Genomic DNA, 12,417 nt, shown 5'->3' on the forward strand with positions numbered 1-12,417 from the left:
GCTGGATCCTGGACCCTGATTCACGGCATCAGCGGAGTCGCGAAGCGACTCCACCTCAACCGATCACGCTCTAGGCTGCCGTCTCCTGTTGCGCCGCCTTCGCCCGGCCGAGGGCCTGGAACAACTCTTCGCCTGAGTAAGGCTTGCGCAACAGTGGCCAGGCGGCCCCGACCAGATCGTCATCGACATCGTCTCCGGCGTAGCCCGAGGCGAGCAGTATCCGCATGGCCGGATAAAGATCAGCAGCGCGGCGGGCCAGCTCGATTCCCGACACGCCGCCAGGCATGACCACGTCGGTCAGCATGATGTCGAATGTCGCGGTCTCGAGCCGCGCCAGGGCTTCGGGTCCGTTCTCGGCCAGGGTGACGCTCAGGCCGTGCTCGGTCAGCAGGTCGAAAGCCACCGCCGCCACGCCCGGATCGTCCTCGACGAGCAGCAGGCTGCCGGTCGTGGGTCCCGCCTCTGCGGCCGTTGGCTCCGTTTCGGCATCCGCCACCGCCGCAGCGGGCGGCAGGTAGATGTCGATGGTCGTGCCCTGGCCCGAGGTGGAGTCCAGCCGCACGCCGCCACCGCTCTGGCGCGCGAAGCCATAGACCTGGCTGAGGCCCAGCCCCGTGCCCTTGCCGACGGCTTTTGTGGTGAAGAAGGGCTCGAACACCCGACGCATGGTCTCTTCGTCCATGCCTGCGCCCGTGTCGGCCACGCTGACGCAGACATAGTCGCCGGGCTCCACGTCGGCCACCTCGCCGGCCTCGATCCGGCAATGGCGCGTCTGGACCGCGATCGCGCCGCCGTCGCCGGCACCCTTCTCCGCGATCGCGTCGCGGGCGTTGACGATCAGATTGAGCAACGCCGCTTCGAACTGCGCCGGATCGACGATCACCCGGGCTCCGCCGCGGCGCAGCTTGAGCCGGTAGTCCAGGGCCTCTCCCACGGCGCGGCGCAACAGGGGGTCGCTCTGGCGGATCAGGGCGTTCAGGTCGACCGCCTCGGGACGCAGGGTCTGGCGGCGCGAGAAGGCCAGCAGCTGGTGCGTCAGCCGCTCGCCGCGCCGTGCCGCCGCGAGCGCCGCCTCGCCCATCTTCTGGCGGCGGGCCCCGTCGTCCGGCGAGCGCAGGATCAGGTCCAGCGCCCCGATCACCACGGTCAGCAGATTGTTGAAATCGTGCGCCACCCCGCCCGTCAGGCGGCCGACGGCCTCCATGCGCTGAGCGTGCATCAGGTCGGCCTCGGCCTTCGCCTTCTCCGCCAGGGCCTCGCCGACGCGGTCTTCAAGCAGCTCGTTGATGCGTTTCAGATCCTGTTCGGCCTGCTGGGCCTCGGTCACGTCCAGATTGACCCCGACATAGCCCTGGAACTGACCGGCGGCGTCGAAGCGGGGGACGCCCTGGCTCCGCAGCCAGCGGACGCCGAGATCGGAATGGATCACACGCACCGCCCCGTCATACGGCTCGCGCCGGTCGAAGGCGCGGCGGTAGTCGGCCTCGAAGGCGACGCGGTCCTCGGGCGTCATCATGCCGGTCCAGCCGCCCTTGAGGGGCTTGTCGAGGACCTTGAAGAAGGACCGGTAGGCGAGGTTGGCGAACACCACGTTCCCGTCCGCGTCGCTCATCCAGATCGGCACGGGGGCGCTGTCGGCGACGGTCCGGAAACGGCCCTCAGACTCCGCCAGCCTCTGCTCGGCCTCGACACGGGCGGTATCGTCCCGCAACGTCAGGACGGCGCCGATCGAGGCACCGGTCTCGGTGACGACCGGCCGGGCGTTTCCGACGGCGATGACCTCCGATCCATCGGGTCGACGGATGCGCCAGCGCGCGTCGGTGGTCGTCGTGCCGTTCCGGACCGCTCGGGTCAGCGGCAGCTGGTCGGGCGGATAGGGACGCCCGTCCTCGGTGAACAACTGATAGGCGTCGGCGTAGTCTTCCGGGGAGACGTCCAGCCGGGCGACCCCGTGATGGCGCCGCGCGGCTTCATTGACGAAGATGATCGCGCCGTCGGGATCGGTCACGATCACGCCTTCGGCCAGTTGGCTCAGGATGGCGTCGCGCTCGGCCATGGCGGTCGAGAGCCGCAGGTTGCTCTCGCGAATGTCGGTGACGTCGAACGCCACGCCGACGAAGCCGAGGACCTGGCCACCGGCCCCGAGACGCGGCCGCGAGAACGACTTCAGCCAGCGATACACCCCGTCCTGTCGAAGGTAGCGCGCTTCGAGCGAGAAGGGCTTGCCGGTCGCCTCTCCGGCCACGGATTCGGCCAGGATCCGGTCCTGGTCGTCAGGATGGATGACGGCCCGCCAGTCCGCCAGCCGGGCCTCCTCATAGGTTCCGCCGTTGTAGTCGACATAGGTCTGGTTGACGAAGGCGCGGGTGCGGTCCTGGGCCGTGACCCAGATCAGGACCGGAGCGGTGTCGGCGATGTCGCGGAAGCGGGCCTCGCTCTCGCGCAGTTCCGCCTCGGCCCGGGCCCGCTCCACCTCGGACCAGGTGCGGTCGGCGACGTCCTGGATAAGGGCGACGTCCTCGGCCGTCCAGGCACGCGCCGGGGCCGAATGCACGAACAGGAAGGCGCGCATTTCGCCGGCGCGGAACAACGGCGCGGTGACGAAGCCCCCGATCTCTCGTCGGGCGAGCGAGGCCACGGCATCGACGGTGCGCGCGTCGCTGGTCACATCATCGACCGCCACCGTCAGACCGAGGAACAGCTCGGCCATGATCTGTTCGCCCAGATCGGGTACGGGTCTGATCCCTGCCAGGCTGGGGACGCCTTCGGTCCAGTCGGGCATGAGTTCGACCGTCTGTCGGTCCAGCGAGAACTCGCCGTAACCCACGCGCGACGCGCCCAGCAGTCGGCCGAGCACGCTCTGCACATGATCCATGATGGCGGCTGGGTCTTCGAGCTCGCGGACACCGTCAGCCAGTTCAAGCAGGAACCGCTGTCGCCGCTCCTGCGCCGCGAGGGCCTCGAGCGCCACCCGTGTCTCGGTCACGTCGAAGGACATTCCGACGTAGCCCTGGAACACGCCCTCGCCGTCGAAGCGCGGATTGACCGACACCCGCATCCAGCGCCAGACGCCGTCATGTCGCTGGAACCGGCACTCGAACCCATAGGGCGAGAGGGTCTCTCGCGCCCCGGCCTGGGTCGCGGCCACGCCGGCGATGTCATCCGGATGGACCGACGCCTTCCACGCCTGCCCCAGGAAAGTTTCTCCCGGCTTGCCGTAGAAGGTCTCCAGCGCCTTGTTGACGAACTCGACGTCCCCGGCCGCGTCGGTCAGCCAGACGGGCGACGGGGCCGTGTCGGCCATCAGGCGGAACCGGGCTTCGCTCTCGCGCAGCGCCAACTCGGCGTCGCGGGCCTCGGTCACGTCGGTATGGACTCCGACCCATTCCAGGATGCGCCCGTCCCGGTCCAGGGTGGGCACGGCCCGGATATCGAAGGTGCGGCACGACCCGTCCGCCGTCCGGACCCGGTGCCGAAAATCGAAAGGCTTGCGCTGGGTGACGGCGATCTTCCAGGCGTCAAGGGTGGGCTGTGCGTCCTCGGGATGGACGGCGGCGGACCAGCCATAGCCTTGATACTGCTGTGGCGTCTGGCCGGTCAGAGAGGCCCAGCCGGGCTGGTCACCCTCCATCCGGCCCTCTGCCGTGTTGGTCCACAGAATGCCGCGCGTGGCGGCCACGGCGGTGCGAAACCGGCTCTCGCTTTTCAGCAGGGCCTCGTCCGAGCCGCCCAGCGCGGCGATGGTCTGGTCCAGCTGACGGACGGTCTTACGCAGCGAGGCCGCGACCAGGGTCGAGAACAACCCCACCAGAATGAAGTTGACGGTGGCCACCCGGCCCATCGCGTTCGCCACGCCGAAGCCGACCGCCGTCGAACCGGCGACGACCCAACCGCCCAGCAGGCATGCGATCGTCGCCACGACCCCGGCCGTCCGCCCCCCGGTCAGGGCCGCCAGGATCACCGCAGGCAACAGGATGATGAAGCCTGTGACCTCGCCATAGAAGGCCTGGCCCGACCAGCGGACAAACAGCCCGCCGGCCGCGAAACCCAGCCCGATCAGCACATTCACCCACCAGGATCGCGGGCGGCTTCTGGCCAGTCGCGCAAGCACGGCGTCTGGCGTCATCGCCCCGCTCCGACCGTCCCTGTCCTGCAAACGACTCCCCCGAACTCTCGCGCGCGCGAAACCGCAACGCTTTGGCTTCGACCGCGTTCCACCAGACTTCGCATACCCCGCATCGGGGTTGGCGGGCCGGTGGCAAATGCCTACCTGACGCCATAGCCCATCCCACTCAAGGAGCGACCCATGACCACCACCATCGATACCGGGCTGACCAAGGCCGAACGCGTGGACGTGGCGCGCGAGCTGACCAAGGTCCTCGCCGACAGCTTCGCCGTCTATATGAAGACCCACGGCTATCACTGGAACGTCCGGGGCCCCGAATTCTTCACGCTGCACAACCTGTTGGAACAGCAGTACCGTGACATCTGGGAAGCCCTGGACGAGATCGCCGAGCGCATCCGCGCGCTGGGCGAGTATGCTCCGCAGGGCTACTCGACCTTCGCCAATCTGACCTCCATCAAGGACGGTGATCCCGACAAGGATGCCACGGCCATGCTGAAGGAGCTGATGAAGGACCACGAGACGGTCATCGCCACCTGCCGAGCGGCCCTGACGTCCGCCGACGATGACGGCGACGACGTGACGGTCGACCTCCTGACCCAGCGTCTCGGCGCGCACGAGAAGTTCGCCTGGATGCTTCGCTCGACCCTCGGCGGTCGCTAGCCTAAGGAAGGCGATCACAAGCGCCTGTCCGAAAATGGCCGTGAATCCGCGTTAGGTGGCCCATCCCCGGGCGCACAGCGCCGCGAAGATGAAGCCTGAATGCATCTGCACCCCGTCAAGGTCGTCGACTGGCTGCGCGATCAGCTTCCCGGGCGTCGGCTGTTGGCCGCCGCCCCCGCGGCGCTCGCGGCGCTGGGCGTTGCCATGGCGGCGAGTTCCGGCGTTCGGCCTGAAGTGGAGCGGACCGCTGAGGCCATTGCCCGGCTGACCGGCGGTGATATGTCCGCGCGCGGGTTGGCCATCCTGTCAGGGCGGATGGATGCGGCGCAGCTGGCTGTAGCGACGCGTTTCGATCCCAATGATCCCCAGGCCGCCCCGCTCGGCCTGACGCCCGGCTGGGAAAGCCTGACGCTGGCGGGCAAGCCTGGATTCGAACTTGGGGCCAGCGGACGGGATGCTCAGCGGCTGAACGCGGCCATGCCGGCTGCGATGGGCGCGCTTCGGCCCGCCCGCCCCTTCGTCTTCGACCCCGCCACCCCTGCCGACCGCGCGAGGGCCCTGCGCTGCCTGACCCAGGGCATCTATTACGAGGCCGCCCTCGAGAGCACCAAGGGTCAGGAAGCCGTCGCTCAGGTGATCCTGAACCGCGTGCGCGATCCCAACTACGCCAACTCGGTGTGCGGCGTGGTGTTCGAAGGGGCCGAGCGCGTCACCGGATGCCAGTTCAGCTTCACCTGCGACGGATCGCTGTCACAGCAGCCGGTCGCCTGGGCGTGGAATCGCGCCCGGGTGGTGGCCGAGCGGGCGCTGGCCGGGCATGTCGCCGCGGACGTCGGGACCGCGACCCATTATCACGCCGACTATGTGCATCCCTGGTGGTCGCCGACCCTGGCCAAGATCACCCAGATCGGGGCCCATATCTTCTATCGCTGGAAGGGTCTGGCGGGAGAGACTGCCGCGTTCGGTCGTCCGTACTCCGGGCGAGAGCCCGTCATCGACGAGGCGCGCTTCGCCCGACCGCGCTTGCGCGCCCCGGAGACCCAACTGGCTGATCTCGACGCTTCAGATGCCCAGATCCTGGCCGACGGCGGAGCGAACCTGAGAACGGTGGAGTTCGAGGGCCAGACCCGCGTTGTCGGCGTCGCCAGCCTGGGTGGCCGGCGCCCGCCGACGACCGATGAGATCGCCGCCATCAACGCTCGCCTTTCGGCCTTCGAAGCGCCTGCGCCTGCAGCACCGGTCACCCCCGCGCCCGGCGTCGTGCCCATGTCGGTGGAAGAAGTAGGCCGGCCGGCCTCGTGAGCTGACCCTCACCGCGTCGTGCAACGGCTTTCAAGCTCGAGCATTAATCATCGGTCGGGCTCACGGCCCCGCTTGGAGCCCTAAGTGCCTGCACCTGATCTGCCCGCCAACGAAGCCGAGCGCCTGAAGGCGCTAGAGGCGTACGGGATTCTCGACACCGGATCGGAACAGGCGTTCGACGACATCGCCCTGTTGCTGGCCGAGGCTTTCGACGCGCCTATCGCCCTCGTCAATCTCGTCGATGCGGACCGCGCCTGGTTCAAGGCGGCGCTGGGCACGTCGGGAATGACCGGGAGCTCGAGGGAGGTTTCGTTCTGCGCCCACGCGATCGCCGGCGCTCAGGACCAACTCGTCGTTCCGGACGCCCTCGCCGATCCTCGCTTCGCCGACAATCCGCTGGTCACCGGCGAGCCTCATCTGCGCTTTTATGCCGGCAGGGTGCTGCGCACGCCCGAGGGCATGGCGCTGGGGGCCCTGTGCGTCCACGACGTTCAGCCGCGACCCAAGGGTGTCACAGAGCTTCAGAATCGCATGCTCGAGGTGCTGTCGCGCCAGGTGATGGCCCAGTTCGAGTTGCGCCGCGCCATCCGGGAGCGCGAGGAGGGGGTCCAGGCCCTGGCTGAAAGCGAGGCGAAATTCCGCGCCATCGCCGATTCCATGCCTCAGATGGTCTGGTCGACCCTGCCTGACGGCTTCCACGACTACTACAATGCCCGGTGGTACGAGTTCACCGGCGTGCCCCCCGGCTCGACGGATGGCGAAGGCTGGAACGGGATGTTCCATCCCGAGGATCGCGCGCGGGCATGGGCGCGCTGGCAGGAATCCTTGGCCACGGGCGAGCTGTACGAGATAGAATATCGGTTACGCCGCAACGATGGCATCTACCGCTGGACGCTCGGCCGGGCGACGCCGATCCGCGATGCCGACGGCAAGATCACCCGCTGGTTCGGCACTTGCACCGATATCGACGATCTCAAGCGGATGGAGCAGGGCAAGGACCTGCTGAGCCAGGAGCTTAGCCACCGCATCAAGAACATCTTTGCCGTCGTGTCGGCCTTGATCGCCCTGTCCGCGCGCGAGCATCCGGAGGCCAAGACCTTCGCTGGCGCAGTTCGCAACCGCATCAACGCCCTGGCTCGCGCGCACGAGTTCGTCCGACCCCATTCCGAGGTGTCGAGGCCCACGGTGGGCGACACTACCCTGCACACCTTCCTGACCGCTCTGTTCAAGCCCTATGCGGATGACGCAGGCATGTCGCGGGTGATCATCGACGGTGACGACGCGACTTTCGACGACCAGGCGGCGACCTCGGTGGCGTTGCTGTTTCACGAGTTGGCCACCAATGCCGCCAAATACGGCGCGCTTTCGACGCCCCAGGGTCGCGTCCTGTTGCAGACGCGCAACGCGGGAGATCGCTTCATTCTGACATGGTCGGAGACTGGAGGCCCCTCCGTGGCCGGAGAGCCTACCCGGGCGGGGTTCGGCTCTTCGCTGGCGACACTGTCCGTCGAGGGACAATTGGGCGGCAGACTGGAACGTCGATGGCTGCCAGGGGGTTTGGTTGTGGAGGCCGACCTGCCCGCGACTGCGCTGTCGCGTCGCAGGGCCGCCCTGAAGACCGGCTGAAACGAAACAGCCTCGCTTGCGTTCGCTACCGTACAGACATCGACACCAGAACTGAAAAGGCCATGACTGCGCGTATCCTGATCATCGAGGACGAGGCCCTGGTGGCCATGGAACTCCGCTTCGTGCTGGAGGACCTGGGTCATGAGGTGATCGGAACCGTGGCCGATGCGCGCACGGCGCGCGAGATGGCGGCCGAAACCCAAGTGGATTTGGCGCTCGTCGACATCCATCTCTCGGACGGTCCTACGGGCATCGATCTGGGTCGCGAACTGGGCCAGGACATGGGCGTCACTGTGCTGTTCATGACGGCCAACCCCGGCATGGTGCGCGACGGCGTGGCCGGCACGGTCGGCGTGCTGACCAAGCCCACAGACGAACGCGCGGTGCAGACGGCGGTCGATTACGCCTTGCGTCGCCGACAGGGGGTGCCGGTCGAGTACGCGCCGCCAGAGCTACAGCTGTTTGGTTGAGCCCTGTCGGTGAGGCGACGCCATTCGCCTGCTTGAGCCAGGTTTTCAACCGCGTCGCCGGATTGTTTGATGGTCCAAGCGTTCAGACGATCAATGCTTGGCCTGTGTGAAGCGCGACACACGAGCCACGCTTCGGTGTTCAGCGAACGAGACTCTGTTGACGATGTCCCCGTTCGCTTTATGGGCTCGATCTATGATCACCCAGGCGCGGCGTTTCGCAAGAAAGATTGCCCCACCGGGCCTGGTCGAAATCTACGGACTGGTTCGGCGCAAGATTTACGATGCGCGCAACCTCGATCGATCACCGCAGGCCGTCTTCTCCGAGATCTACTCGAAGGGCCTTTGGGGCGGGCAGCGCGGCGTGTTCCACTCCGGAACGGGATCGCACACCGCCTCCATCGTCGAACCCTATGTGGGGCTGGTGTCGCGGGTTCTGGCGGATATGCCCGCGGGCCAGCGGCGTGTCGTGGATCTGGGTTGCGGGGACTTTCAGATCGGGCGGCACGTTCTCGCGTCTTGCGACAGCTATTCCGGCGTCGATGTCGTTCCACAGCTCGTTCAGCATCTCCAGTCGCAGTATTCGGGTCCGAATGTAAAATTCCGCTGCCTCGACATCGTCGATGATGATCTGCCGGATGGAGATGTCTGTCTTGTGAGGCAAGTCTTGCAGCACCTGTCGAACGAACAGGTGTCAAAAGTTCTGTCAAAGTTGAACCAGTACAAGATCGTTCTAATTACTGAACATGTGCCTTCTCATTCTAAAATGAATGCCCCGAACGTCGACAAGGTGCATGGCGGAGGGATCCGCCTCGCGAGTGGATCAGGGCTTTATGTCGAACGGCCCCCCTTCTCCTTCGCCCCCGATCAGATGCAGGTCGTTCTCGAACTTCCTGGACACCAGGTGGGCGTCGCAGATGCCGGCCTGATCCGCACGCAGAAGTTCGATCTTCGGCCCGATGCCTGATCGTGGTCGACATATCGATCGCTGACCTTCACCAGGCCCCGATCTTCTCGGCCTCGCGGTGGCTGATCGGGTTGTGGGCGCGGGCGTGGTCTTCCTCCGCCAGCAGGCGTGAGACCTCCAGCGCCGCCATGCAGCCCATGCCGGCCGCCGTCACCGCCTGGCGGTAGACGTCGTCGGTGACGTCGCCGGCGGCATAGACGCCCTCGACGTTGGTCTGGGTCGTGCCCGGCTTGACCACCAGATAGCCGCCGGCCTTGGTCTCCAACTGGCCCTGGAACAGCTCCGACGACGGCGCATGGCCGATGGCGATGAAGACGCCGTCGCAGGCCCGCTCGTGCGGCGCGCCTGTCTGGGCGTGCTTCAGCCGGACCCCGGTGACATTGGAGGCCACGCCGTCGCTTTGGCCCAGGATCTCGTCGACCTGGTGGTTCCAGACCACCTCGATCTTCGGATTGGCGAACAGCCGGTCCTGCAGGATCTTCTCGGCGCGGAACTCGTCCTTCCTGTGCACCACGGTCACCTTGGCGGCGAAGTTGGTCAGGAACAGCGCCTCCTCGACGGCGGTGTTGCCGCCGCCGACCACCACGACCTCCTTGCCGCGATAGAAAAAGCCGTCGCAGGTCGCGCAGGCGGACACGCCGAAGCCCTGATAGCGGGCCTCCGATTCCAGACCCAGCCACTTGGCCTGGGCCCCGGTCGAGATGATGACGGTCTCGGCCAGGATTTCCGCGCCGGAATCCAGCGTCAGGCGGAAGGGCCGTTGCGACAGGTCGCAGGCGGTGACGATGTCCTCGATGATCTCGGTGCCGACGTGCAGGGCCTGGTGTCTCATCTGCTCCATCAACCAGGGTCCCTGGATGGTCTCGGCGAAGCCGGGATAGTTCTCGACGTCGGTGGTGATGGTCAGCTGTCCGCCCGGCTGGATGCCGGCGATGACGATCGGGTTCAGGCTGGCGCGCGCGGCATAGATGGCGGCCGTCCAGCCGGCTGGGCCGGATCCGATGATGGCGACGCGCGTGGTTCTGAGACTGGTCATGACACCTATCTAGTCGCTGATTCCCGTCGATGCGATGGTAGGTTCGCCGCACGCGCTTCGGGAGATACAGAGATCATGTCAGGACGCAGTTACATCGGGGTCGGCATCGCGCTGGGCGTGGCCATAGGCGCGGGTATGGGCGTGGCCTTGGGCAACCTGCCCATCGGCATCGCCGTGGGCCTCGCGCTCGGCGTCGCCATCGGGGCGTCGCTGGACGCCGGGCAAAAGAAGAAGGGCCGAAGCCGGGAGGGCGGCGACGGGTCGTCCGGAGCCTATATCGGCGACGGGGGCGGGCGCAGCGGCAAGGACAATCACGGCGACAACGACAGCGGATCGGATGGCGGCGGCGACGGCGGCGGCGGCGACTAGGTCTGCGTCATGGCCTGGAGCACGGCGCGCGCCGCGCGGGCCGTCTCGGCGAGAGGCTCGTAGGTCCAGGTCTCCAGCCGGCCGTCGAACGGCCGCGACGCCCCCCGTTCGCGCAGGTCGGCATGCAGCCGCGCGAACTTGCCAGGCGGTCTCAGCGCCACCATCGGCAGGATGTGGACGGGCTTGCCCGTCGAGGCCGCCTCGGCCGCCATGTTCGCGCTGTCCTCGGTGACCAGAATGTGGTCGGCGAAATGCAGTATGGCGAACAGGGGGTTCGCGCCTTCGCCGTCCCAGATCAGGCCTGGAATACCGCACAGACGGTCACGCATCACTCTCTCGGCCGCCTCTGGGGTGCGCCGCGAAAAGGTCAGCATCAGCGATCCGCCCGCCCCCTCGACCGCCCCCGCGATCCTGTTGGCCAGCACGACCGCATGATCGGCCGTCAGGTCAAAGACCCTGGACCGCCCCCCGATCAGCGCTGCCACGCGCGGGCGAGGCAGAGGCCCCAGCAGGGCGGCAAAGGCTGGGCCGGCTTCGCCCAGGGCCTCGGCGGTGATGCGATGGGGCGAACCGGTGACGCTGACCACATTGGGACCGGTCAGGCCGTCGTGGGCCGGTGCCACGACCTGGTCGAAGCGGTCGGGGTCCATGCGCGGGTCCTGGACCTGGACGACGAAGGTGCGCCCGCCGCTCCGCTTTCTGGCGGCCAGTGAGAGCGGCAGGCTGGCGCGTCCGGCGGCGATCCACAGGTCCGGCCACGGCTCGCCGTGTTTGGGCAGGGACAGGTTGGACGAGGCGTCCAGCATTCCGGGGGCCTTGAGCGCGACCGGTAGCCAGTCGAACGCCGGCCGCCATTGGACGCGGCGAACGTCTATCGTGGCAGGGGTCAACCGGGCGACGGCCTCGGCCAGGCCCAGGGCCTGGTTCTCGATGCCCGCCCGGCCGTCTGTGACGACGCGGATGGAGAGGGGGCCGGCGCCTACTTCCACTCGACCTTGAGGATTTCGTAGGCCTTGACCCCGCCGGGGGTATTGACCTCGACCACGTCGCCGACCTCCTTGGAGATCATCGCCCGTGCGATCGGCGAGGCGATGGAAATCTTGCCCTGCTTCACATCGGCCTCGTGCTCACCGACGATCTGGTAGCGACCCTCTTCCTCGGTGTCCTCGTCGACCACGGTCACGGTGGCGCCGAACTTGACCTGGTCGCCGTCCAGCTTGGACACGTCGATGACCTGGGCGCGGCTGATCTTGTCCTCGATCTCGGCGATCTGACCTTCGATCCAGCCCTGCCGCTCCTTGGCGGCGTGATACTCGGCGTTTTCGGACAGATCTCCGTGCTCACGCGCTTCCGAAATGGCGGCGATGACGCTGGGCCGCTCCACGGACTTCAATTGCTTGAGCTGGGCGTCGAGGGTGCGATAGCCCTCGGACGTCATGGGCACTTTTTCCATGTGGTCGTGATTTTCTTGGTTGTCGCCCGGACATCCGGAAAAGCCGGCTGTCTGGAGAAGGACTGGGAAAGACGATTTACGGGAACACTGCGGTCGCTGGGCGCGCGCGACCGGCCGAAGAAGCTAGGGCGAACTCGCCCGGAACTCAACCCCGCGTCCGATGTCAGGCGGCCGGCGGCGGCACGGCGGGCTGGGTGTCCTGCGCGATCCGCCGCTCTTGCCCCGCCCGCGCCAGGGCCCCTCGGGCCACCCGATAGGCGATCAGGGAGATCAGGCCGGCCGCGATGGCGGCAGCCAGGGCCGCCACCACGACGACGCCTGCCGCCATGAAGACGATGAGCAGAAGGACGGCGGCGGCCAGGCCGGAGGCGATGTGAGACATTCGTGGGCGCATGGGTTCCCAACGCGCCG

The 12,417-nt window shown here is 67.3% G+C and carries 11 protein-coding genes; 6 read left to right on the plus strand and 5 right to left on the minus strand.

The genetic code is table 11. The annotated features are described in order from the left end of the window. Positions 1 to 70: 70 nt before the first annotated feature. Complete coding sequence (locus ABN401_RS02140; protein ID WP_349683163.1) at positions 71 to 4,126, minus strand: PAS domain S-box protein; 4,056 nt, start codon at positions 4,124 to 4,126, stop codon at positions 71 to 73. Between the two features lie 180 nt (positions 4,127 to 4,306). Between ABN401_RS02140 and ABN401_RS02145 the strand changes: the two genes are divergently transcribed. The 5 genes from ABN401_RS02145 (at position 4,307) to ABN401_RS02165 (ending at position 9,148) form a co-directional block, all read left to right on the plus strand. Continuing rightward, positions 4,307 to 4,786 carry a Dps family protein gene (locus ABN401_RS02145; RefSeq protein WP_349683164.1) on the plus strand — a complete coding sequence of 160 codons (480 nt, stop codon included), beginning with the start codon at positions 4,307 to 4,309 and terminating at the stop codon, positions 4,784 to 4,786. 99 nt (positions 4,787 to 4,885) lie between these two features. Continuing rightward, positions 4,886 to 6,088: a cell wall hydrolase gene (locus ABN401_RS02150; RefSeq protein ID WP_349683165.1), complete on the plus strand. Its 1,203-nt coding sequence runs from the start codon at positions 4,886 to 4,888 to the stop codon at positions 6,086 to 6,088. A gap of 84 nt (positions 6,089 to 6,172) precedes the next feature. After that, positions 6,173 to 7,714 carry a sensor histidine kinase gene (locus tag ABN401_RS02155; protein WP_349683166.1) on the plus strand — a complete coding sequence of 514 codons (1,542 nt, stop codon included), beginning with the start codon at positions 6,173 to 6,175 and terminating at the stop codon, positions 7,712 to 7,714. A 62-nt stretch (positions 7,715 to 7,776) separates the two neighbouring features. After that, complete coding sequence (locus ABN401_RS02160) at positions 7,777 to 8,184, plus strand: response regulator (protein WP_349683167.1); 408 nt, start codon at positions 7,777 to 7,779, stop codon at positions 8,182 to 8,184. Positions 8,185 to 8,377: 193 nt separating this feature from the next. Beyond that, entirely contained in the window at positions 8,378 to 9,148 is a 771-nt protein-coding gene (locus ABN401_RS02165) for a class I SAM-dependent methyltransferase (RefSeq protein WP_349683168.1), read from the plus strand. Positions 9,149 to 9,176: 28 nt separating this feature from the next. On the opposite strand, the gene trxB is transcribed toward ABN401_RS02165, so the two are convergent. Continuing rightward, complete coding sequence (trxB, locus tag ABN401_RS02170; protein WP_349683169.1) at positions 9,177 to 10,184, minus strand: thioredoxin-disulfide reductase; 1,008 nt, start codon at positions 10,182 to 10,184, stop codon at positions 9,177 to 9,179. 75 nt (positions 10,185 to 10,259) lie between these two features. On the opposite strand from trxB, the gene ABN401_RS02175 reads away from it, so the two are divergent. After that, the gene (locus ABN401_RS02175) at positions 10,260 to 10,553 is read left to right on the plus strand and encodes a glycine zipper domain-containing protein (RefSeq protein ID WP_349683170.1); all 294 of its coding nucleotides are present in this window, start codon (positions 10,260 to 10,262) and stop codon (positions 10,551 to 10,553) included. Here ABN401_RS02175 and ABN401_RS02180 read toward each other — a convergent pair. From ABN401_RS02180 to ABN401_RS02190, 3 genes are all read right to left on the minus strand, one after another. After that, the gene (locus ABN401_RS02180) at positions 10,550 to 11,542 is read right to left on the minus strand and encodes a mitochondrial fission ELM1 family protein (protein WP_349683171.1); all 993 of its coding nucleotides are present in this window, start codon (positions 11,540 to 11,542) and stop codon (positions 10,550 to 10,552) included. The two genes, ABN401_RS02175 and ABN401_RS02180, sit on opposite strands and share 4 nt — an antisense overlap. Next, positions 11,533 to 12,006 carry a transcription elongation factor GreA gene (gene greA / locus ABN401_RS02185; protein WP_349683172.1) on the minus strand — a complete coding sequence of 158 codons (474 nt, stop codon included), beginning with the start codon at positions 12,004 to 12,006 and terminating at the stop codon, positions 11,533 to 11,535. Before greA ends, ABN401_RS02180 begins: the two co-directional genes overlap by 10 nt. Positions 12,007 to 12,169: 163 nt before the next feature. After that, the gene (locus tag ABN401_RS02190; RefSeq protein ID WP_349683173.1) at positions 12,170 to 12,388 is read right to left on the minus strand and encodes a hypothetical protein; all 219 of its coding nucleotides are present in this window, start codon (positions 12,386 to 12,388) and stop codon (positions 12,170 to 12,172) included. Positions 12,389 to 12,417 lie beyond the last annotated feature (29 nt).

Origin of the sequence: Brevundimonas aurifodinae, from assembly GCF_040195595.1 — a bacterium.
GTDB lineage: Bacteria > Pseudomonadota > Alphaproteobacteria > Caulobacterales > Caulobacteraceae > Brevundimonas > Brevundimonas aurifodinae.

Bases quoted from the DNA above. Each gene is read 5' to 3' on its own strand.
- ABN401_RS02140 (WP_349683163.1), bottom strand. From the start codon at position 4,126: ATGACGCCAGACGCCGTGCTTGCGCGACTGGCCAGAAGCCGCCCGCGA.
- ABN401_RS02145 (WP_349683164.1), top strand. From the start codon at position 4,307: ATGACCACCACCATCGATACCGGGCTGACCAAGGCCGAACGCGTGGAC.
- ABN401_RS02150 (WP_349683165.1), top strand. From the start codon at position 4,886: ATGCATCTGCACCCCGTCAAGGTCGTCGACTGGCTGCGCGATCAGCTT.
- ABN401_RS02160 (WP_349683167.1), top strand. From the start codon at position 7,777: ATGACTGCGCGTATCCTGATCATCGAGGACGAGGCCCTGGTGGCCATG.
- ABN401_RS02165 (WP_349683168.1), top strand. From the start codon at position 8,378: ATGATCACCCAGGCGCGGCGTTTCGCAAGAAAGATTGCCCCACCGGGC.
- trxB (WP_349683169.1), bottom strand. From the start codon at position 10,184: ATGACCAGTCTCAGAACCACGCGCGTCGCCATCATCGGATCCGGCCCA.
- ABN401_RS02175 (WP_349683170.1), top strand. From the start codon at position 10,260: ATGTCAGGACGCAGTTACATCGGGGTCGGCATCGCGCTGGGCGTGGCC.
- greA (WP_349683172.1), bottom strand. From the start codon at position 12,006: ATGGAAAAAGTGCCCATGACGTCCGAGGGCTATCGCACCCTCGACGCC.
- ABN401_RS02190 (WP_349683173.1), bottom strand. From the start codon at position 12,388: ATGTCTCACATCGCCTCCGGCCTGGCCGCCGCCGTCCTTCTGCTCATC.